Genomic DNA, 20,989 nt, shown 5'->3' on the forward strand with positions numbered 1-20,989 from the left:
CGTCCTTCCGTCTGCCGTGCACCCGTTACTCAGGGTTGTCCGCGAGGGATCTCGCTGCGCGGACGCAGTGGGCGAGTGCCGCGCGCGCGTACGCGGGCGAGGCGCCTGCGAGGCCGCAGGCCGGGGTGATCACGACCGACTCGGACAGAGTCCCCGGATTCAGCCCCAGCCTGCGCCAAAGTGTCCGTACACCCTTGACGATATCGGCGCCCACCGACAATCCGGCCGATGCGGTGTCGGTGGAGGGGACGACGCCCATGAAGAGCTTGGTGCCGCCCTCGACGGCCTCGCCGATCGCCTCCTCCTCACGCTCGGTGAGCAACCCGAAATCGAACGAGATCCCCTGGGCTCCGGCGCGGCGCAGCAGCGCGAACGGCACCTCGGGCGCGCAGGAGTGCACGACCACCGGATCGTCGCTGACCGCGACGATGTCCCGCAGCCCGCTCTCGACGACCTGGCGGTCCACCGCGCGGTGGGTGCGGTAGCCGCTGGCCGTGCGGATCTGCCCGCGCAGCACGGCGGTGAGGGAGGGCTCGTCGAGCTGGAGCACGACCTGCGCGCCGGGGACCCGGCGGCGTACGTCGGCCAGATGGCCGCGCAGGCCCTCGGCGAGAGAGGCGGTGATGTCCCGGCAGGCGCCGGGGTCACCGAGCGCGGCCTCGCCGCCGCGGAGTTCCAGGGAGGCGGCGAGCGTCCAGGGACCGACCGCCTGGACCTTCAGCGGCCCTTGGTACCCCTGCGTGAACTCCTCCAGCGCGTCCAGGTCCTCCCCGAGCCAGGAGTGCGCGCGGCGCGTGTCGCGCCCCGGCCGGTCGCTGACCCGCCAGCCGCTGGGCTCGACATGGGCGTACATCTCGACGAGCAGCCCGATGGTCCGCCCGATCATGTCCGCGCCGGGCCCGCGGGCGGGCAGCTCGGCGAGGTGGGGGAAGTCCTCGACGGACCCGGTGACGGTCCTCGCGCTCTCCCGGGCGTCCCCGCCGGGCATGGATCCGACACCGGTCGCCGCCGTTCCCCAGGTGAAGTGCTCTTTCTCGCTCACGCGGGAAGCGTACGCGGCGGGGCGGCGGGGGGAGCGTGGGGCTGCTGCCGGCGGCGCGGGCCCGCAGGCGCTTGTCGGAGTCACGCCTCGCCACGTAACTCCGGGTCAGCGCCTCCAAGCGTGCCCGACGGTCGGCGGCCCGCCGCGCCGGGTGGGGTCAGCAGCCCGCCGCGCACGTCCCGGTCAGCGCACCGCCGCATGCCGGAAGGGTCAGCGCCCCCCGCGTACGTCCGGGTCAGCCTCGCCCCGGCCGCACCGTCACGTCGTTGATCTCGGCGTCTCGCGGCAGATCGAGCGCGGTGATGATCATCGTGGCGACCGACTCGGGGTCGATCCAGCGCGACGGGTCGAACTCCTTGCCCTCCTGGGCGTGCACCTTGGCCTGCATCGGGCTCGCCGTCCGGCCCGGGTACACCGATGTCACCCGTACCCCGGCCGCGTGCTCCTCGTGCCTCAGCGAGTCGGCCAGCGCCTTGAGGCCGTGCTTGGAGGCCGCGTAGGCGCCCCATTCGGCATGGGCATTGAGACCGGCGCCCGAGTTGACGAAGACCACGTGGCCCCGGGCGGCGCGCAGTTGGAGCAGGAAGAGCCGGGTGAGCTCGGCGGGCGCAATCAGGTTCACGTCGAGTTGCTGGTGCCAGATCTTCGGCGTCAGTTCACCGACCGGGCCGAGGTCGACAATGCCCGCGATGTGCAGCAGCGAGTCGACGCGGTCCGGCACGGTCTGGTGGCCGAGCGCCCACGAGATGCGGTCGGGTGCGGCGAGGTCGGCGACGAGCGTACGGGCGCCGGGGAACCGCGCGGTGAACTCCTTGGCGCGGCCCGCGTCACGTGCCACGAGGACGATGTCGTCGCCCCGCTCGTGCAGACGGCGGGCGACCGCCGCGCCGATGCCGGAGCCTGCGCCGGTGATCAGATGGGTAGCCATGCCGGACATGCTCGCACTACTGGATGCCGGCACTCTCCTCCAGGTAGGCCATGGCGGCCGCGCCGTCCTCGGCGAAGAACACCAGGTCGGTCAGGGGCAGCGGCAGGAAGCCCTCCTTCTCCATCCGCTGGAACTGCTCCTTCAGCCCGTCGTAGAAGCCGGCGGCATTGAGCAGGACCACCGGCTTGATGTGGTGGCCGTGCTTCTTCAGCTCCATGATCTCGGTGGCCTCGTCCAGCGTGCCGGTGCCGCCGACCATGATGACGACCGCGTCGGATTTGGCGAGGAGCAGCGCCTTGCGCTCGGCGAGGTCCCGGGCCACGACCATCTCGTCGGCGGTGGCCCGCGCCTTGGACTGGAGGAACTCCACGGACACCCCGACCAGCCTGCCGCCGGCCTCCGCCACGCCGTCCGCGACGACCTTCATCAGCCCGACGTCGGAGCCGCCCCAGACCAGGGTGTGACCGCCCTTGCCGATGAGCTCCGCGAATTCACGGGCGGGGCGGGTGTAGCGCTCGTCGAGGTCGGCGGCGGAAAGGAAGACGCAGATGTTCATGGGGCAACCGTACGGGCCGGAAGCCCGCCGTGAAATCTTTCTCGGGCACGACGCTCAACAGGGCGAAATCGGCGGACGGTACACGCATCGTCTACGAATGGCGCGGCGAGGGAGAGGCGTTGGCGCTGCTCGGCGATGTGCTGCACACCGGCGCTACGCACGCGCCGCCGACGGAGCTGCTCGCGGAACACTTCAGCGTGATCATCTACTACCGGCGCGGCCGGGGAAGCAGCGGTGACACCGCTACGTACGCGGTGGAGCAGGAGATCGAGAATCTCGCCGCAGTGATCGCGCCAGGCGGACGGGAGCGCCATGGTCCACGGCATCTCCTCGGGTGCCGCACTGGCGCTGCGGACAGTGTCCGCCGGGCTGCCGATCACCAGGCTGTCGGTCTACGAGTCGCCGTTCGAGACGGGCTCCGAGCTGCAGGAGGGGGCCGACTACGAGGCCCGGATGCGCGCCCTGCTGGCCAAGGACCGCCGGGGCGCTGCGCTGACGGAGTTCCTGGGGGCGGTGGGGATGCCACCCGAGGCGCTGTTGCGACTGCGGCAGCTCCCGGTCTGGGCGGACATGAAGGCGCTGGCCACACTCTCGCGTACGACCACGCGGTGATGGGGCACGGCAGCCTTCCGGCGGCGAGCCGGCGGCGGTGACCGAGCGCGTGCTGGTCGTCGACGGCGGGGCGAGCCCTGCCGGGGTGCGGGAGGCGGCGCACGCGGTGGCGGCGGCGCTCCCCCGCGGCCGGCACCGGACGCTGACGGGCCAGACGCGCGAGGTGGCGACGCATGTGCTGGCGCCGATGCTGACCGGGGCGGCCTCTTGAAGGCCCGGCCCTCCCGACTCGGCCCGTAAAACGCGGTCGCAGAGTCCATTGCGGCACTCAGCGACCGCTTTCGGAGACAGTGGCTCGCGCAAGGAACCACCCCGGTCCGGAAGTGGTGCGGATGCACCGATGGCGCTCGGGAGTCTCGCTCGGTTATCCGTATGTTTCGCTGAGCACCGAGTGTTTCGCTGAGCACCGAGCAGGCCCACGCGATGACGGCGTCCGGCACGACGATGGCCACCGAGCCGGGAACGATTCCGGCCCGCGCGGCGGCGGTCGCCCCACCTGTTCCCGCATGTCGCGAGGATGTCGGTGCCGGAGGCGACCGCACAGACCCCGACAGGCACGATCAGGCAAAGCGGGCAGAACCGGGTCCACGGCACGGGCGCGGGCGGCGGACCGTGCCATCCCGCGCCTGCGCGTCACGGAAGCAGGAGGTTCAGAACCGGTCGACCTTCTGACCGTCCGGCACCTGGTAACAGCCGGACACGACCATCAGACTCAGGTGTGGCGGTTTGGCCTTGGCGCGATGGACGATGTTGACGCTGTGCCTCTTCTTGTCGTTGTCGGCAGTGAGGTTGAGGTTCTTGTTCTTGCTTGTGTCGGGCCCATAATCGACGACCTTCCAGCCGTGCTTGGGAAGTTCCTCCTTGAGCCGCTCCATCACACCACCAAGCTGGTCGGCCGATGCCGGGGTAAGGCTCCACGGGTGAAAGATCTGGAAGTACTTCTCCGGATCCTTGTTTCCGCATTCCTTGACGCCGGGGCCGGTGTTGGACGCCTCTCCCTTGATGCCGATCAGGCCGTAGAGCTCGCTGGAGACTTTCTTTGCTTCATCGGCGGCGTCCTGCGAGGTGCTGGTGCCCGCAGAGGGGATCTCGTCGGAGTCTTTGGTGCCAGTCATGCTGCATCCCGTGAGGGTAGTGAGAGCGAGGGACACGAGGAGCGCTTGTGCGCTCAGAGTGGTCTTCAATGCGAGGAGCCTCGGTGGGCCAACGCCTGCTGCGGGTTCACCGCGTACAGGCTGTCGAACGACTTCCCCGTGTCCGGCGAACGCCGCCGCCCCGTCTCCCCCGTGCGCCACAGCGCCCTCCCCGTACAGCCGAAACGCCAACAGCCATTCTAAGCCGAGGGCCGGCGAGAGTTCACAGAAGCAACGGCGGCAATTACACGCGAATTGAGCCAAATTGCCTGGCAGAGCCCGGCAGCCGGCCCCCCTCCCCCGCCTGGGCAGGGAAGGGGCGAACATCGTCGCCAGCCGCGGCGGGGGCGGCGGGGTTTCAAGCCGCGAGCGTGGCTGCACCCGGCGGAGGCGGGCCTGCCCCCAGACACAGCTCGAACCAGATGACCTTGCCGCCTTCTCCGAACAGCGTCTCGTGCAGGCAGCAGCCACCCCAATGATCGGCGACCCTGTCGAGGATCAAGAGCCCGCGCCCAGCTGGAGCGTCTTGCGGGCGCCGCGAAACATCCCCACATCACGTTGCTCGTCATCCCGTTCAGCGTCGGTGGGTTCCACGGCGCAGGACAGTCGGTCCTCTTCGTGGAAGGTGCCGTCCCACAGCTCGACACCGTGCAGTTGGACACCGCACTCGGCGCGAACTTCGTGGATGCGCCGACACCACTCGCCAACTATCGTTCCCGGCTGGACATGATGGAGGAGTCGGCCCTCCCTCCGATGATTCCCAGGAGCTCATCCGGTCCATCGCAAGCAAGCTGTGAGACGACTGCGGGGAACGGGCCACTTGACTGGAGGCGCTCATCGTACTGCGGTGGCGGCGGCAACAACTGCGTCGAGGTCGCCGTCTCCGACGGAGACATAGCCGTCCGGGACAGCGTGTTCCCGCACCGGACGTTCGCGGTCGACCGCCGCGCGTTCGCGGCCTTCGTCGCGGGAGCGCGGCTCAGCGGCCACCCGGTGCCCTCCCCGGCGCCTGACGCCACTGCCCAGCCGGGCCGACGGGGACTGTCAGGCGATAGCGGCGGGGCGGCGCGGCCCGGGGCCGGGCCGCCGGGGGTCCACGGGGCGCTCTGACCTCGCGAATCCCAGGCGTCACGCGTGGCTGAGGATCACCACCAGCGCCGCGCACTCCGCCAGGAGCTGCACGGCGAACGCCACCCGTCGCACCCACACCGCGGGTGCCGCCAGCGCGACGACCCACGCCGCAAGCCCCAGCCCGACGCCCCACCCGAACAACCAGCCCGGCAGCGACGTGCCGCACTGCTCCCCGTACGTCAGACAGCGAGATGCCCGGTCGGAGGCGAGCGTCAGCACTCCGGCCGTCAGCGTGGCGGGCAGGAAGAGGACGGCAGCCAGCACCGACCACATGCGAATGTGGTCCGTAGCCCTGGCGGCCTCGGGCAGTGGGAGGGGATCAGTCCGGTTCATGTCCCTGATCCAAACGCGCCGCCTGCCCCGGCACACTGGTCCGCGTACTCAACCGCGGCGCCCAAGGTACTCAGGGGTCTCCGTCACGAGCGCGGCGCCTGACGCCAGGCTCAGTCTGACCGCCGCCGTCGGGCGACCGCCCCGGCCCAGCCCGGCAGCGGCGTCAGGCGACAGCCGCCGCCCGCCGCGTCGTCGCGATCGTCGCCGAGCCCACCACGCGTGTGCCGTCGTAGAGCACGATCGCCTGGCCGGGCGCGACCGCGCGGACCGGCTCGGTGAAGGTGACGTGCAGCTCCCCGTCCACCAGCTCCGCCGTCGCCCCGGTCTCGCCCCCGTGGGCGCGCAGCTGCGCCGTGTAAGCGCCGGGGCCGGAAGGGGCCGCGCCGCACCAGCGGGGCTTGATCGCGGTCAGGGCGGTGACGTCCAGGGCCTCGGCCGGGCCGACGGTCACCGTGTTGTTCACCGGGGAGATGTCCAGTACGTAGCGCGGCTTGCCGTCCGGGGCGGGGTGCCCGATGCGCAGGCCCTTGCGCTGGCCGATCGTGAAGCCGAACGCGCCGTCGTGGCTGCCCAGCCTGTTGCCGGCCTCGTCGACGATGTCGCCCTCCGCCGCACCGAGACGGTCCGCCAGGAAGCCCTGGGTGTCGCCGTCGGCGATGAAGCAGATGTCGTGGCTGTCGGGCTTCTTCGCGACCGCGAGCCCGCGCCGCTCGGCCTCGGCCCGGATCTCGTCCTTGGTGGTGAGCGTGTCGCCGAGCGGGAACATCGCGTGGGCCAGCTGCTTCTCGTCCAGGACGCCGAGGACGTACGACTGGTCCTTGGCCATGTCGCTGGCGCGGTGCAGCTCGCGGGTGCCGTCCTCCTTGAGGACGACGGTGGCGTAGTGGCCGGTGCACACCGCGTCGAAGCCGAGCGCGAGCGCCTTGTCCAGCAGCGCGGCGAACTTGATCTTCTCGTTGCAGCGCAGGCACGGGTTGGGCGTGCGGCCGGCCTCGTACTCGGCGATGAAGTCCTCGACCACGTCCTCGCGGAAGCGCTCGGCGAGGTCCCACACGTAGAACGGGATGCCGATCACGTCCGCGGCGCGGCGCGCGTCGCGGGAGTCCTCGATGGTGCAGCAACCGCGGGCGCCCGTACGGAACGACTGCGGGTTCGCGGAGAGCGCGAGGTGGACACCGGTGACATCGTGCCCGGCCTCGGCGGCGCGCGCGGCGGCGACGGCGGAGTCCACACCACCGGACATGGCGGCGAGCACACGGAGGGGGCGCGGGGAAGTCTCAGTCATAGCGCTACCAGGGTACGGGGCCGGGGAACCGAAGGCTCGCGCGTATGCGTTGTGATCGGCATGGGGAGTGACAAGAAGCACGGCAAGGGCAGGTCCGGTCCGAGCCGGCGCGCCGTTCTGATCGGCACCGGTGCCGTGCTCGTGGGCGGCGGTGTCGTGGCTCAGGACGAGCTGCGGCGTGCCTGGTGGCGGCTGCCGGGCATGGCCAAGCCGCGCAAGGCCGGCGAGATCGACCACGCCGGCGCCGAGTGGACAGCCGCGTCCCGGGGGAACTGGCGCCTGGCCGACCGGCCCGAGGACTACGGCATCGACCGCGTGATCATCCATGTCGTCCAGGGCAGCTACCCCACGGCGCTGAAGGTCTTCAAGGACCCGGGCCACGGCGCGGCGACGCATTACGTGGTCCGCAAGGACGGTCATGTGGCGCAGATGATCCGCGAGCTGGACGTCGCCTTCCACGCGGGCAACCGCTCGTTCAACGAGCGCAGCATCGGCATCGAGCACGAGGGCTTCGTGGACCGCCCGCAGGATTTCACGGACGCGATGTACCGCGCGTCGGCGAAGCTGACGGCGGGCATCTGCGCGAGGTACGCGATATCCGTCGACCGTGAGCACATCATCGGCCACGTCGAGGTCCCGGGCACGGACCACACGGATCCGGGGCCGCACTGGGACTGGAAGCGCTATATGAAGCTGGTGCGGGAGGCGGCCGCCGCCGAGGAGGCGGCCTGAGCCGTGCGGGCGGGCCGGGGCCCTGTGACAGGTCTCAGCTGAGTCCTGCCGTACGGGCCCGTTCGACGGCTGGCCCGATGGCGCGGGCCACCGCGTCCACGTCGGCCTTCGTGGAGGTGTGGCCGAGACTGAAGCGCAGGGTCCCGCGGGCCAGGTCCGGATCGGTGCCGGCGGCGAGCAGGACATGGCTGGGCTGGGCGATGCCCGCCGTGCAGGCGGAGCCGGTGGAGCACTCGATGCCCTGCGCGTCCAGCAGCAGGAGCAGCGAGTCGCCCTCGCAGCCGGGGAAGGTGAAGTGGGCGTTGGCGGGGAGCCGGTCGACCGGGTCGCCGCCGAGGATGGCGTCGGGCACGGCATCGTGTACCGCGCGGACCAACTCGTCGCGCAGCGCACCGATGTCACGGGCGAAGTCCTCGCGGCGCTCGGCCGCAATCCGTGCGGCGACGGCGAAGGACGCGATCGCGGGGGCGTCCAGCGTGCCGGAGCGCACGTGCCGCTCCTGGCCGCCGCCGTGCAGTACGGGCACCGGGCTGTACTCGCGGCCGAGCAGCAGCGCGCCGATGCCGTACGGGCCACCGATCTTGTGACCGGAGACGGTCATCGCGGCGAGCCCCGAAGCGGCGAAGTCGACCTCGAGCTGGCCTACGGCCTGGACGGCGTCGGCATGCAGCGGAACATCGAACTCCCGTGCCACCGCGGCCAGTTCACGGACCGGGAAGATCGTGCCGATCTCGTTGTTGGCCCACATGACGGTGGCCAGCGCGACATCGTCGGGGTTGCGCTCGATCGCCTCGCGCAGGGTCTCCGGGTGGACCCTGCCGTACGCGTCGACCGGCAGGTACTCGACGGACGCGCCCTCGTGCTCGGCCAGCCAGTCGACGGCGTCGAGGACGGCGTGGTGCTCGACGGGGCTGGCGAGGACGCGGGTCCTGGCGGGGTCGGCGTCACGCCTCGACCAGTACAGGCCCTTGACGGCGAGGTTGTCCGCCTCGGTGCCGCCGGAGGTGAAGACGACTTCGCTGGGCCGTGCGCCGAGGGCCTCGGCGAGCGTCTCGCGGGCCTCCTCGACGGTACGGCGGGCCCGGCGCCCGGCGGCGTGCAGCGCGGAGGCGTTGCCGGTGACGGCGAGCTGGGCGGTCATCGCCTCGACCGCCTCCGGAAGCATCGGAGTGGTCGCGGCGTGGTCGAGGTATGCCATGGTGGCCTCGATTCTACGAGGCACGGTGGGGGCGCGGCTGCGGCGCAGGGGTGCACGGTCGTCCTGCGTGCGTCCCCGGCAGGTGCGGGGGCGGCTCTCCCCCGGTGACGGCTCAGCCGCCGAAGCTCCAGACAACGGATCCGTTCACCGTGACAAGGACGGCGAGGACCACGAGGTCGGCGATGCCGAGCGCGAGCCCGAGGAGCGCGCGCCCGCGGCGCACGGTGCCGCGCCGCAGGGCGAGTACGGCGAGCACGACGGCCGTGGGGCCGAGCACGATGTTCATCACCAGCAGCCCTGTGAGGCCGAGTACGAAGGCGGCGACGGCCATGCCGTCGGCGTCCTTGCGCCGCTCGCCCCCGCGTACGGGCATGGCGAGTTGCATGAGGTTTTTCTCCTTCGGGGGTCGGTGCGGGGTCAGTTGCGCCGGGCGCGGAACTCGCGCACGGCGAAGACCAGCAGCCAGCAGCCGATGACGGCGCCGGCCACGAGGGAGACGGGAGCGGGGAGTTGGACCACGGCGCCCAGCATCACGCCCATGAGGAGGAGTGCTGCGACGAGGACTAACACGGTCGTCCTTTCGGTGAACTTTCAGAGTACGACTGTTCACTGACTCATCAGTCTATTCTTCGGTTTCCCCGAGAACGGTTGTTTACTGAATGTCATGAGTCACACCGTCGGCATCCGGCAGGCCCAGAAGCGGAAGACCCGTCAGGCACTCCTCGACGCGGCGCTGCGGCTGCTGGAGGAGCAGAGCCTGAGCAGCCTGGGACTGCGCGAGGTGACCCGGACGGTGGGCGTCGCGCCGACCGCGTTCTACCGGCATTTCCGGGACATGGCCGACCTCGGCGTCGCGCTCGTCGAGGAGACGCTCGGCAGCCTCCACGCGACGATCGGCGAGGCGCTCACCGACTCGGCCGACTCCGTGCGCATCGACCGCACGGTGGCGCTCATCGCCGACCTGGTGCGCACGTCGCCCGCGCAGGTGCGCTTCGTCGCACGTGAACGCCATGGCGGGGTCGCGCCGGTACGGGAGGCGATAGCCGAACAGCTGGGGCGGTTCGCGGACGAGGTGGCAGCGGTGTTCGCGCGGGACCCGGGATCCAAGGGCTGGAGCGAGGACGATCTGCACATGCTCGCGGGCATGTGCGTCGATCACATGGTGATGACGGCCTCGTCCCTCCTGGAGGCGGGCCCGGAGGGCGAGGGCCGGGTGACGAGCGTGGCCCGACGCCAACTGAGGCTGATCGCCCTGGGGCGCAGGCACTGGCTGGACTGAGGCGCGGGGCGGCGCTCAGCGGGGAGTGAGGCCCTCGCGTCGACGGGCCTGCGGGGTATGCGGGCGTGCGGAAAGCCCGGCACGGCGGCACGGGTGCGACGTGCCATGCACCGGGCGCCACGGGGTCCATGGGGGCAGCGCCCCGGGGCGTCAGGCGCGCGGGGCCTTCGCCAGTTGGCGGGACTGGGCCACCAGGCGGTCCGCGGAGTCCCAGACCTCCGCGTCCTCCTCCAGGAAGCCGCCCGCCAGGTTGCGCGTCGTGATCGACACCCGCAGCGGGCCCGGAGCCGGGCGGCAGCGCACGTGCGTCGTCAGCTCCACGGTCGGCGTCCAGCCCGTCAGGCCCAGCTCGAACGACGTGGGAGGCAGCGCGTCCACCGTCAGCAGAAGCGACAGCGGGTCCGCGTCGCGCCCGTCCGCCAGCGCGAACCAGCCCCGCATCTCACCCTTGCCGGACGGCGCGCCGACGGCCCAGCCGACCGTCGCCGGGTCCAGCTTGATGTCCAGGCGCTCGGTGATCGCCGAGCTGCCGGGAATGGGCGCCGGCCCGTCCGAGGGGCCGAGGCAGTGCTCCAGCGGCGGGATCTCGGGCGGCTTCGCCGACGTGCGCACATCGTCCGGGAGCGCGTCCAGGTCGCCGTAGGAGGCGAGCACCCGGATGCGCTCCACCTCCGTGCCGTCCTCCTCGAACTGGAGGAGGGACGCCTGCCCGGTGGACAGCGTACGGCCGGTGCGGACGACCTCGGTACGGATCACCGCGGGGCCCGGCCGGGAGGCCGTGAGGTAGTGCGCCGAGACCGTGAACGGATCGGGGTGCGGAAGCGCGTCCCCGAGCGCACGACCCAGCATCGCCAGCAGATAGCCGCCGTTGACGGCTTGGATGATCGTCCAGCCCGCCGAGAGCTCCGCGTCGTAGACGCCGGTCTCGCGCAGGGTGACCGCGGTGTCGCGGTCGAACTCACTGTCCCCGACGGTCGCCCGTGCCGTCTGCGCTGCCTCTGCCATGCCGGTACCGTACAACAAACAACTACTGAGCGGTAGCTTTTTCCTCGGTCGCCTCCGACCGCCGGTTCCAGGCGCGCGGCGCCCGCCAGTGGTAGCGCATCGCCAGCAGTCGCAGCACGAACGCGGTCACCACGGCCAGCCCGCTCGTCGCCGCGTTCAGCACGTCGAACCGAATGCACAGCACCACCATCGAGGCACCCACGATCGCGGGCACGGCGTACAGGTCGCGGTCCCAGCGCAGCAGCGACGGCACCTCGTTGGCCAGCACGTCGCGCAGCACACCGCCGCCGACCGCCGTGGCCAGCCCGAGCGCGGCGGAGAAGGTGAGCCCCAGCCCGTACTCGTACGCCTTGGTCGTGCCGGTCACGCAGAACAGCCCCAGACCCGCCGCGTCGAAGACGTTGACGCCGCTCTGGATGCGCTCCACGTGCGGGTGCAGGAAGAAGACCAGGCCCGTGGCCACCAGGGGCATGAGGAAGTACCCGAGATCGGTGAAGGCCGCGGGCGGTACGGCCCCGATGATCAGGTCGCGCAGCAGCCCTCCGCCCAGCGCCGTGACCTCGGCGAGCACGGCGATGCCGAACACGTCGAAGTTCTTGCGCACGGCGAGCAGCGCGCCGGAGATCGCGAAGACGAAGATCCCGGCGAGGTCGAGCGCATGCTGGACGGAGGGGGTGAACAGTTCTTGGAACACCGCACGATTGTGTCGTGTCCGGCGACCACGTGCTGCGCGGCGCTATTCCTTGCGGACGCCCTCCGACCTCTCGGGCCCGTCGCCCTCGGCGGCCGAGGGCGCGTCGGCGGCTTCGGGAGCCGCGTCGGCGGATCCGCCGTCCGCAGGCGCCTCAGCGGTCTCCTCCGAGACCTCGCCTCCGGCGTCGGTCGAAGCGTCGGCGACGGCGTCGGCCTCCGCCTCGGTCGGAGCCTCAGCGGTGTCCGCCGAGGCCGAGTCGGTCGAGCTCTCGGCCTTCTCCCGCGCCGGCTCGTCCCGCACCGCCTCGCCCTCCTGGGCAGCCTCCTCCTTCGAGGGCTTCGAGGGCTTCGAGGGTGTCTCCTCGGACGAGACCGTCTCCACCGACTTCGGCGTCGCCGTCACTATCGCGACCGCCTCGCGCGCCGACGCCAGGGCCACGTCCTGCGGCACCTGGTCCTCCGCGTTCTCCGGGTGGTGGCACGCCACCTGCCGACCCGGCTCAAGCGTGAGGAACGGCGGTTCCTGCGTGGTGCAGATCTCCGTCGCCTTCCAGCACCGCGTGTGGAAACGACAGCCGGTCGGTGGCGAGATCGGGGACGGGACGTCGCCCTTGAGCAGGATGCGCTCGCTCTTCACGCCGCGGCGGCGCGGGTCCGGCACCGGCACCGCGGACAGCAGCGCCTTGGTGTACGGGTGCATCGGCATCTCGTACAGCGACTTGCGGTCCGCCAGCTCGACGATCTTGCCGAGGTACATCACCGCGATGCGGTCCGAGACGTGCCGGATCACCGACAGGTCGTGGGCGATGATCACGTACGTGAGACCCAGTTCGTCCTGGAGGTCGTCCAGCAGGTTGACCACCTGCGCCTGGATCGACACGTCCAGCGCGGAGACGGGCTCGTCCGCGACGACCAGCTTCGGCTTGAGCGCGAGCGCGCGGGCGATGCCGATGCGCTGGCGCTGGCCGCCGGAGAACTCGTGCGGATAGCGGTTGTAGTGCTCGGGGTTCAGGCCCACGAGCTCCAGCAGCCGCTGGACCTCCTTCTTGACGCCGCCCTCGGGCCGTACGCCCTGGAGCGTGAAGGGGGCCGAGACGATCGTGCCGATCGTGTGGCGCGGGTTCAGCGAGGAGTACGGGTCCTGGAAGATCATCTGCACGTCGCGGCGCAGCGGGCGCATCTTCCCGACGCCCAGGTGCGTGATGTCGTGCCCCTGGAACTCGATCCGTCCACCGGTCGGTTCCAGCAGCCGTGTGATGAGCCGCCCCATGGTCGACTTGCCGCAGCCGGACTCGCCGACGACACCCAGGGTCTCGCCCGGCCGGACGTCGAAGCTCAGCCCGTCGACGGCCTGGACGGCCCCCGCCTGGCGCCGCAGCAGCCCCTTCCTGATGGGGAAGTGCTTGACCAGGCCCTCGACCTTGAGCAGCGCCTCGGGCGAGGACGGTACGGCAGGTGAGGAAGGCGCGGTGGCCGTCTGCTCCGGGATCGTCACGTCGTTCTCACTCACAGCTTGGGCGCAATCTCTTCGGTCCAGATCCGCGTCCGCTCCTCCTGCGACATGTGGCAGGCCGAGAAGTGCCGGCTGCCCACCTCGCTGAGTTCGGGGCGGACGGTGCGCGTCAGGTTGTCCTTGGGCACATCGGCGTACGGACAGCGCGGGTTGAAGGCGCAGCCGTCGGGGACGTTGATGAGGCTCGGCGGGGAGCCCTTGACCGGGATGAGCCGATCGGTCTGGTCCCGGTCTATGCGCGGCATCGAGCCCAGCAGGCCCCAGGTGTAGGGATGCTGGGGCTCGTAGAAGACCTGCTCGGCGGGGCCGCGCTCGACGCACCGGCCGCCGTACATCACCAGGATGTCGTCGGCGAGCTCGGCGACGACGCCCAGGTCGTGGGTGATGATGATGACCGCGGAGCCGAACTCCTTCTGCAGGTCCCTGATGAGGTCGAGGATCTGGGCCTGGACGGTGACGTCCAGGGCGGTCGTCGGCTCGTCGGCGATCAGCAGCTCGGGGTTGTTGACGAGGGCCATGGCGATCATCGCGCGCTGGCGCATACCGCCGGAGAACTCGTGCGGGTAGCTGTCGACGCGCTTGTCCGGCTGCGGGATGCCGACCCGGTCGAGCATCTCGACCGCCCGCCGGCGGGCGGTCTTCTTGTCGACGTCGTGGTGGACCAGGTACGCCTCGGTGATCTGGCGCCCGATCGTGTAGTACGGGTGCAGGGCGGACAACGGGTCCTGGAAGATCATCGCCATGTCGCGGCCGCGCAGCTTGCGCACTTCGTCGGGGTCCGCGCTCAGCAGCTCCGTGCCGTCCAGCCACACCTCGCCGGAGATCTGCGCCCGGCGCCGACCGTACTGGCCCGCCGTGTGGAGGCCGAGGATGCCGAGTGAGGTGACGGACTTGCCGGAGCCGGACTCGCCGACGATGCCGAGCGTCTTGCCCTTCTCCAGCTGGAAGCTGAGGCCGTCGACGGACTTGACCAGACCGTCGTCGGTGGGGAAGTGGACCTTGAGGTCGCGTACTTCGAGGAAGGCGGTGGGGGTGGGCGAGCCGGCGGCGGCCGGCTCCCCCAGTGCGGTGCCCGTCGCGACGAGGTCCTCGTTGCTGGGCTTGGTCAGGTCGGTCATCCGATCCTCACTCGCGGGTCGACGACGGCGTACAGAAGGTCGACGAGGAGATTCGCGACGCAGATGAACAGCGCCGCGAACAGCGTGACGCCGAGAATGAGGGGAAGGTCCTTGGAGCTGATGGACTCGATCGCGAGGTGGCCGAGTCCCGGCAGGTTGTACGTGGTCTCGGTGAGCACCGCTCCGCCCAGCAGTGCGCCGAGGTCCAGGCCCAGCAGGGTCAGCACCGGGGTCCACGTCGACCGCATCGCGTGCCGCCCGATGACGGTCTTCTCCTTCAGGCCCTTGGCACGGGCCGTACGGATGTAGTCCTCGCCCATGATCTCGAGCATGGTGGCCCGCGTCAGCCGGGCGTACATCGCCGCGTAGAGGAAGGCCAGGGTGATCCACGGCAGGATCAGCGTCTGGAACCACTGGGCCGGGTCCTCGTCCAGCGGCGCGAACTCGCCGCTGACCCAGTCGAGCTGGTAGCTGAAGATCGCGAGCGAGAGCAGACCCGTGAAGTAGATGGGGAGCGAGACGCCGGCCAGTGCGACGGTCATCGCGCCGCGGTCCCAGATGCTGCCCCGGCGCAGTGCGGAGACGACACCCGCCGAGACACCGCCGACGATCCACAGCAGGCACGCGCCCGCGGCGAGCGACAGGGTGACCGGGATCGCCTCGGACAGCAGCGGCCACACCTCCTGCTCGGTGCGGAAGGAGTAGCCGAAACACGGGGCCGGGCAGTGGGTGACGTCCGCGCCGTTGGTGTAGTCCCGACCGGCGAACAGGCCTTGCACGAAGTGCCAGAACTGCACCAGCACCGGGTCGCTGAGCCCCAGCTTCTGGCGGATGCCCTCGATCGATGCGGGGTCGGTCTGCTTGCCCGCGAAGAGGTACGCGGGGTCCGAGCCGGCCCACTTCGGGAGCACGAAGAAGATGACGAAGGTCGTCAGGGTCACGACCAACAGCATCATGGCGACGGCGAACAATCGCCGGATGACGTATGCAAGCACTGTGCGCGGCCCGGCGGCGGCCCGGAGGTCCCCGGATTACGGGGTCCCCGGGCCGCCGCCCGAGGCCATCACCTGCCCTTCGGGACTGGCGGGTTGGGCGATGGTGGGGTGTGACCTGTCACGAGGACTGGTTACTTGACGACGCCCAGGGAGACGTAGTCGTAACGGCCGTTGTACGCCGCGGTGGAGTAGGCGTTCGTCAGCCGCGAGCTGCGCCAGGTGAAGTTCTTCTCGTAGATGAACGGCATCTGGACGGCGAGGTCCGCGACCGCGTGGTTCATCTGCTTGTAGATCTCACCGGCCTTCTCGGGGTCCGTCTCCTTCAGAGCGTCGTCGAAGAACTTGTTGATCTTCGGGTCGTTCGTCTCGGAGACGTTGTAGTTGCCGTTCGGGGCGATGAACCGGCCGTCGACCAGCGGCTGGGAGAAGCCCTGGCCGGTCGGGAAGTCCGGGCCCCAGCCCGTCATCACGAGACCCAGACCGCGCTTCTTGACGACGGCCGGCGAACCGGTGATGGAGGAGGACTCGGCGCCGTCGATCGGCTCGACCTCCGCCTTGATGCCGACCGCTTGCAGCGACTGCTGGAGGGCCTCGGCCGTCTGGACCTCACCCGGGTTGTTGCTGCGGGCGCTGATGACGGTCGAGAAGCCCTCGGGCTTGCCGCACTTCTTCAGCGCTTCCTTGGCCTTGGTGACGTCCGGCTTGCCGCCGCGGGCGAGGATGCCGTACGGGTCGTAGTCGTCCGCGCCCTTGATGGACTTGGGCAGCATGTTCGTGGCGATCTCGCCACCGGCGGCCGGGCCACCGCGGACAGTCTGCATCGACTTGTAGTCGGCGGCGTAGATGACGGCCTTGCGGCAGTCGACGTTGTCGAACGGCTTGACCTTGGTGGCGATGTCGACGTACCGGATGAAGCTGGTCTCGATGTTGTCGACGTTGTCCTTGTGCTGCTTGAGCGCCGTGGTGCGGCCCGACTGGGACATACCCGTGGCGTTCAGGTCGAGGTCGTACTCGCCCTTGATGAGCAGCTGGTCGATCGCCTCGATGTTGGAGTTGATCGTGACCGTGATCTTGTCCGGCAGGGCGGCGCGGATCGGGTCCGAGGACTTCTGCCACTTGTCGTTGCGGACGAGGACGGCGCCCTTCTTGGGCGTGTACGACTCGAACTTGTACGGACCGGAGGAGAACGGCTTGAGCTGGTACTTGGCTCCCGTGTCCTTCTCCTGCTTCACCGGGGAGCCGGCCGGCATGGCGAGCATCTGCTCGAAGTCACCGTTGGGCGTCGCCAGTTTGAAGACGATGGTCTTGTCGTCCGGGGTCTCGATGGCCTTCAGGCCGAGCTTGTCCGGGGACTTGTCCTTGTACGGGCCCTTGTACTCGTTCTTGGGGTCGAGGACCTGGCGCAGGTAGGACGGGCCGCCGGTGATGACGTCCGTGGCCCAGATGCGCTCGATGCCGTACTTGATGTCCTTGGAGGTGATCGGCGTGCCGTCCTCCCAGGTGATCCCGTCGCGCAGCTCGTAGGTGTAGGTCTTGCCGTCGTCCGTGACCTTGCCGTTCGCCTTGGCGAGGTCGGGGACCAGCTCGGCGCCGGCCGCGCCCGGCTTCGGCGCGTAGGAGACCAGCTGGCGCGCGTAGAAGCGGGAGAAGTCCCAGGCCATGCCGTAGTACTGGCGCTGCGGGTCGGTGGAGTCGAAGTCCTGCTTGCCGATGAACTTCAGCGTGCCGCCCTTCTTGGCGGACGCGTTGGCGATGCCCTTGACCGCGGCGTTGTAGCCGGCGGCCTTGCCACCGTTGTCCTTGTCCTTGGAACCACCGCCACCGCACGCCGCGGTGGCCGTGAGAGCGGCGACTACCAGCGCCGCGCCGGCGATCCGCCGGGTCCTCGACGAACGAAGGGGAGTCATTGTTCCTGCAACCTCCGGATAAGCGCGGTTCTTGGCGGAACGCCGGGGAACCATCGGGGAGCCGCCTGACCTCTGTGGCAGGGGCACGTTCGGTTGTCTGCGGCCGGACGGCGCCGCGGGGTCGGTGGCGGTCAACGGGTGCCCTTGGGGTCCAACGCGTCCCGCACGCCGTCCCCGAAGAGGTTGAAGGCCAGCACCGTCACGAAGATCGCCAGACCGGGCACGACCATGAAGGTCGGGTCCGACTGGTAGGTGTCCACGGCCGTGGAGAGCATCTGCCCCCAGGAGGCGGTCGGCGGCTTCACACCTGCCCCGAGGAAGCTGAGCGCCGCCTCGGTGAGGATGTTCGTGGGGATCATGAGGGTGGTGTAGACGGTGATCGGGGCGACCAGGTTGGGCAGCAGCTCCTTGAACAGCACGTACCGCCGGCCGGCCCCGAGACTGCGGGCGGCCTCCACGTACTCCTTCTCGCGCAGGGACAGGGTCTGTCCGCGCACGATGCGGCCGACATAGGGCCAGCCGAAGAAGCCGATGACGGCGACGAGGATCGCGATGCGGACGTTGCTGCCGGTCAGTCCGAGCAGGTCGTTGGGGAGCACCGAGACCAGGGAGATGATGAAGAGCAGCTGCGGGAAGGCCAGCAGCATGTCCATCACCCGGCTGATGATCGAGTCGATCCAGCCGCCGAAGTAGCCGGCGACGATGCCGAAGACGGTGCCGAGCATGACCGCGACGAGTGCGGCGAGGAACGCGACGAGCAGGGAGATCCGGGCGCCGTAGACGATCCGGCTGAAGACGTCGCGGCCGTTGCCGGGCTCGACTCCCAGGAGGAATTCGGAACTGATGCCTCCGAAGGCGTCCTTGGGCGTGCCGAACAGCGGGTCGATCTCGTCCTGGTGGAACTCGTTCGGGGGGTGGCCCAGCAGGCCGACGATCAACGGCGCGAAGATCGCCACCAGTACGAGGAAGACGACCACGACGCCGCCGGCCAGCGCCAGCTTGTCCCGCTTGAGACGGGACCAGGCGATCTGTCGCAGTGACCGACCCTCGACCGACTTCTTGACTACATCCGCCGCGACACCGTCGGTCGCGACCTCGTCCGCGTCCGTGGCGGTGTCGTGCAATGGTGCCGTCATCGTGGTGGGGACCCCTCTCGGCCGGAGGTGACCGGCCCGTACCCGCCGCTGTAGCGGCATTTTTCACAACATGTGGTGCACGTGGTGCTTTTGGTACGAGAAGTACGCATGAAGCGCGCCGTACACGGGGGCGAATCTCCCCTTGCTGCGGGAGTCTTCAACGCCGTCGCGATCACCCGCCAGACCCGGCGGGGAATGGTTGCTCAAACGTGATGCGTGACAGAGGGTTCCGTTATACGGACAGTGCCGACGGCTCAGCGGAACGCCATCTGCCTTGTAGTGGACAAAAGTTGAAAGAGTTTCATCAGGTGGACAACGCCACTGCAAACGGCCGAAGGGGGCGATGAGGGATTACGCCCGTGGATTCACAGGCGATATCCCGTGCTGCACCGTTGTATTGGGGCCGAAAAAGGTCACTGGACACCCGGAGGCGGGTAACCGTAGCCGCCGCCCGGAGCCTGGGCCCCGCCGTGCGCCTCACGGTCGTAGAAGGGCCGGGCGTTCGCCCGCATCCACATCGTCACCGGGTCGTACTCGTCGGACATCGCGACCGTGGAGACCGGCAGTCCGTCGGGGACGGCGCCGATGGACTGCTGCATCATCGCCCGCGCCGCGTCGACCGCCTGGCGCCCGGTGTCGTACAGGTCGAGGCCGATGGCGAGGTACGCGGGTCCGACCGCCGGCTGCACCCAGGCGCGGCGCAGGGAGCGGACGGCCGGCGTGCGGTGCGCGTTCTGCGTGAGCAGTGCGTAGAACTGGGGAATCTCCACCGCCGGGTCCGACAGCCGCAGCGGTCCCGCGGGCATCCGGTCGAGTCCGGTGGCGATACGGCGCAGATCGAGCCACGGGATGCCGACGCCGCCGCCCGGGGCGTGCGGATTGAGCCAGATCCCCCAGCGCTCGGGATACAGGGCGCGGGCGATGTCACGGCCGGTGACGACCTCGTGCGCACGGCTCCAGCCGGAGACGGCGAGCTCCTGCGCGGAGGTCACACAGGGCGCGTAGCCGACGCCGTCGACCTCCATGTTCCCGTACTGGGCGTCGGGTGCGCCGGGCTGCCCGTGCCACAGCAGCATCCAGATCCGTCCACCGGCCGGGTCGGCGAGGGCGTGCAGCAGTGCCTCGTACGCGTCGTAGCGCCCCGGAGTCACCTGGCGCAGCATGTGCTCGACCTGCCCGGTCGCCGCGGTGCCTGACGCGCTCACCTGGATTCCGCCCCTCGTTCGATCCGTACCCGTGCCCGAGTGGTCCGCCCCCCGTGTCAGGGGACCTCTGGCCAGGTCATCAAACCAGCTTAAACGGGAGTCCTGGCACCGACTTGACTTCTACAGGTGATGTCGTTGGTAGAAGGGCCGTACGCGCTCCAGCATCCAGTCGCCCACGGGGTCCTGCGCGACGTCCAGGAGGACGAGATTGACCGGCCAGGGAACCTGGACGCGGCCGAGCGCGCGGCCGAGCGCGTCCATGGGCGCGTTGCGGTCGGCGGCCTCCCACGGGGAGAGCTGGACACCGATGAACAGGGCCGGCGGCTCGCCCTCGACGGAGGCGAGGGCCCGGCGTGCGGTGGCCACGATGCCGACGGCCTCGAACTCCCCGGCCGCCGCCGCGAGAAAGTCGACGGGCTCCTCCTGCCAGTCCGGCTCGAAGAGCCGGACCCGGCCGCCGGAGGCGGGCCTTCCCTCATGGCCTTCGGCATGGGAGGTGCCCCCATGCGGCATGCGACCGACGCGGCACAGTTCGGCGACCGCGGGCGGCGGGAGCGGGGCGCCGACGGTGCCGCCCGGGTTGACGGCGATGCCGAGCTGCGGCGGCAGGCCCCGGGCGAATTCCCGCGCGGGGGCGACGGTGAAGGACATGTGGGAGCCCACGATGGCGAGGAACTGCTGCTCGGAGCTGAAGACGGGGACGTAGGGGGCGCCGTCGATGTCCATGGTGGGGAGATCGAGGCTCGCGCTGTCGGGCCCGCCGCCGTTGGGCAGGGGGACCCAGACGTGGCTGCGCCCGAGCACCTCGACGAGGCGGGCTCCGGCGGAGGGGGCGCCGACGGAGGCGGCGAGGGTCTCCTCCAGCTCGTTGCCGGGCCAGCCGCGGTACGGATTCTCCATGCGCTCGTCTCTTCCTCCCCGGGGCGGGGCCCCGGCACCTTGCGTGGTCGCGGCGACGACTCTAGTGGTGGCGGAGGCAGGCCGCGGCGCGGGGGCTCTTCCCCGGAGCGGGGGCTCGGCCCCGGCCCCCTTCGACCGCCCTCCGGACGGTCGCGGGGCCGCCGGCCGGGCGGCGCTGCGGCAGCCGCCCGCAGCCGGGCAGCCCGGCTCAACCCGACCGGAGGGACCCGTGCCGATCGGGGCCCGGGCAGCACTTCGCGCAACCGGTTCGGCGGACCACAACGAGCC

23 protein-coding genes are annotated in these 20,989 nt (G+C 70.3%); 5 read left to right on the forward strand and 18 right to left on the reverse strand.

What is annotated here, in order from left to right; translation table 11 throughout:
* Positions 1-25 precede the first annotated feature (25 nt).
* The 3 genes from J7E88_RS24995 to J7E88_RS25005 form a co-directional block, all read right to left on the reverse strand.
* Positions 26-1,042: a methionine synthase gene (locus J7E88_RS24995; RefSeq protein WP_215184825.1), complete on the reverse strand. Its 1,017-nt coding sequence runs from the start codon at positions 1,040-1,042 to the stop codon at positions 26-28.
* A 235-nt stretch (positions 1,043-1,277) separates the two neighbouring features.
* Entirely contained in the window at positions 1,278-1,970 is a 693-nt protein-coding gene (locus tag J7E88_RS25000; protein ID WP_215184827.1) for an SDR family oxidoreductase, read from the reverse strand.
* Positions 1,971-1,986: 16 nt separating this feature from the next.
* Complete coding sequence (locus J7E88_RS25005; RefSeq protein ID WP_215184829.1) at positions 1,987-2,526, reverse strand: TIGR00730 family Rossman fold protein; 540 nt, start codon at positions 2,524-2,526, stop codon at positions 1,987-1,989.
* Positions 2,527-2,838: 312 nt separating this feature from the next.
* Here J7E88_RS25005 and J7E88_RS37130 point away from each other — a divergent pair, with 312 nt between their 5' ends.
* On the forward strand, positions 2,839-3,138 hold the full coding sequence (locus J7E88_RS37130) for a hypothetical protein (protein WP_308307595.1): 300 nt from the start codon (positions 2,839-2,841) through the stop codon (positions 3,136-3,138).
* 37 nt (positions 3,139-3,175) lie between these two features.
* On the forward strand, positions 3,176-3,349 hold the full coding sequence (locus tag J7E88_RS37135) for a hypothetical protein (RefSeq protein WP_308307596.1): 174 nt from the start codon (positions 3,176-3,178) through the stop codon (positions 3,347-3,349).
* 439 nt (positions 3,350-3,788) lie between these two features.
* On the opposite strand, the gene J7E88_RS25015 is transcribed toward J7E88_RS37135, so the two are convergent.
* Entirely contained in the window at positions 3,789-4,253 is a 465-nt protein-coding gene (locus tag J7E88_RS25015; RefSeq protein WP_251023158.1) for a hypothetical protein, read from the reverse strand.
* Between the two features lie 576 nt (positions 4,254-4,829).
* Here J7E88_RS25015 and J7E88_RS37480 point away from each other — a divergent pair.
* Positions 4,830-5,381 (forward strand): DUF397 domain-containing protein, encoded by a 552-nt coding sequence (locus J7E88_RS37480; RefSeq protein ID WP_251023159.1) that lies wholly within the window; start codon positions 4,830-4,832, stop codon positions 5,379-5,381.
* Positions 5,382-5,399: 18 nt separating this feature from the next.
* On the opposite strand, the gene J7E88_RS25025 is transcribed toward J7E88_RS37480, so the two are convergent.
* Both J7E88_RS25025 and mnmA read right to left on the reverse strand, forming a co-directional pair.
* Positions 5,400-5,735 carry a hypothetical protein gene (locus tag J7E88_RS25025; protein WP_215184833.1) on the reverse strand — a complete coding sequence of 112 codons (336 nt, stop codon included), beginning with the start codon at positions 5,733-5,735 and terminating at the stop codon, positions 5,400-5,402.
* Positions 5,736-5,898: 163 nt separating this feature from the next.
* On the reverse strand, positions 5,899-7,020 hold the full coding sequence (gene mnmA, locus J7E88_RS25030) for a tRNA 2-thiouridine(34) synthase MnmA (RefSeq protein WP_215184835.1): 1,122 nt from the start codon (positions 7,018-7,020) through the stop codon (positions 5,899-5,901).
* Between the two features lie 60 nt (positions 7,021-7,080).
* On the opposite strand from mnmA, the gene J7E88_RS25035 reads away from it, so the two are divergent.
* A complete protein-coding gene (locus J7E88_RS25035; RefSeq protein ID WP_215184837.1) occupies positions 7,081-7,752 on the forward strand; it encodes an N-acetylmuramoyl-L-alanine amidase in 672 nt (223 codons plus the stop codon).
* Positions 7,753-7,786: 34 nt separating this feature from the next.
* Here the strand turns inward: J7E88_RS25035 and J7E88_RS25040 are convergent, their stop codons facing one another.
* The 3 genes from J7E88_RS25040 to J7E88_RS25050 form a co-directional block, all read right to left on the reverse strand.
* Positions 7,787-8,950, reverse strand: a complete 1,164-nt coding sequence (locus tag J7E88_RS25040) for a cysteine desulfurase family protein (RefSeq protein ID WP_215184839.1) — start codon at positions 8,948-8,950, stop codon at positions 7,787-7,789.
* A 112-nt stretch (positions 8,951-9,062) separates the two neighbouring features.
* Positions 9,063-9,335, reverse strand: a complete 273-nt coding sequence (locus tag J7E88_RS25045; protein WP_215184841.1) for a DUF4190 domain-containing protein — start codon at positions 9,333-9,335, stop codon at positions 9,063-9,065.
* A 32-nt stretch (positions 9,336-9,367) separates the two neighbouring features.
* Positions 9,368-9,520: a hypothetical protein gene (locus tag J7E88_RS25050; protein ID WP_215184843.1), complete on the reverse strand. Its 153-nt coding sequence runs from the start codon at positions 9,518-9,520 to the stop codon at positions 9,368-9,370.
* Between the two features lie 94 nt (positions 9,521-9,614).
* Here J7E88_RS25050 and J7E88_RS25055 point away from each other — a divergent pair, with 94 nt between their 5' ends.
* The gene (locus tag J7E88_RS25055) at positions 9,615-10,229 is read left to right on the forward strand and encodes a TetR family transcriptional regulator (RefSeq protein WP_215184845.1); all 615 of its coding nucleotides are present in this window, start codon (positions 9,615-9,617) and stop codon (positions 10,227-10,229) included.
* A gap of 150 nt (positions 10,230-10,379) precedes the next feature.
* On the opposite strand, the gene J7E88_RS25060 is transcribed toward J7E88_RS25055, so the two are convergent.
* The 9 genes from J7E88_RS25060 to J7E88_RS25100 form a co-directional block, all read right to left on the reverse strand.
* On the reverse strand, positions 10,380-11,234 hold the full coding sequence (locus tag J7E88_RS25060; protein WP_215184846.1) for a thioesterase family protein: 855 nt from the start codon (positions 11,232-11,234) through the stop codon (positions 10,380-10,382).
* A 22-nt stretch (positions 11,235-11,256) separates the two neighbouring features.
* A complete protein-coding gene (locus tag J7E88_RS25065) occupies positions 11,257-11,928 on the reverse strand; it encodes a trimeric intracellular cation channel family protein (RefSeq protein ID WP_215184848.1) in 672 nt (223 codons plus the stop codon).
* A 42-nt stretch (positions 11,929-11,970) separates the two neighbouring features.
* The gene (locus tag J7E88_RS25070; protein ID WP_308307603.1) at positions 11,971-13,416 is read right to left on the reverse strand and encodes a dipeptide ABC transporter ATP-binding protein; all 1,446 of its coding nucleotides are present in this window, start codon (positions 13,414-13,416) and stop codon (positions 11,971-11,973) included.
* 17 nt (positions 13,417-13,433) lie between these two features.
* Complete coding sequence (locus tag J7E88_RS25075; RefSeq protein ID WP_215184852.1) at positions 13,434-14,558, reverse strand: ABC transporter ATP-binding protein; 1,125 nt, start codon at positions 14,556-14,558, stop codon at positions 13,434-13,436.
* On the reverse strand, positions 14,555-15,553 hold the full coding sequence (locus J7E88_RS25080) for an ABC transporter permease (protein WP_215184854.1): 999 nt from the start codon (positions 15,551-15,553) through the stop codon (positions 14,555-14,557). Before J7E88_RS25080 ends, J7E88_RS25075 begins: the two co-directional genes overlap by 4 nt.
* Positions 15,554-15,684: 131 nt before the next feature.
* The gene (locus J7E88_RS25085) at positions 15,685-17,460 is read right to left on the reverse strand and encodes an ABC transporter substrate-binding protein (protein ID WP_215184856.1); all 1,776 of its coding nucleotides are present in this window, start codon (positions 17,458-17,460) and stop codon (positions 15,685-15,687) included.
* A 131-nt stretch (positions 17,461-17,591) separates the two neighbouring features.
* On the reverse strand, positions 17,592-18,596 hold the full coding sequence (locus J7E88_RS25090) for an ABC transporter permease (RefSeq protein ID WP_215184858.1): 1,005 nt from the start codon (positions 18,594-18,596) through the stop codon (positions 17,592-17,594).
* A gap of 413 nt (positions 18,597-19,009) precedes the next feature.
* Entirely contained in the window at positions 19,010-19,801 is a 792-nt protein-coding gene (locus J7E88_RS25095; RefSeq protein ID WP_215184860.1) for an enhanced serine sensitivity protein SseB C-terminal domain-containing protein, read from the reverse strand.
* Between the two features lie 120 nt (positions 19,802-19,921).
* A complete protein-coding gene (locus J7E88_RS25100; protein WP_215184862.1) occupies positions 19,922-20,701 on the reverse strand; it encodes an enhanced serine sensitivity protein SseB in 780 nt (259 codons plus the stop codon).
* Positions 20,702-20,989 lie beyond the last annotated feature (288 nt).

Origin of the sequence: Streptomyces sp. ISL-10 (genome assembly GCF_018614575.1) — a bacterium.
Lineage (GTDB): Bacteria > Actinomycetota > Actinomycetes > Streptomycetales > Streptomycetaceae > Streptomyces.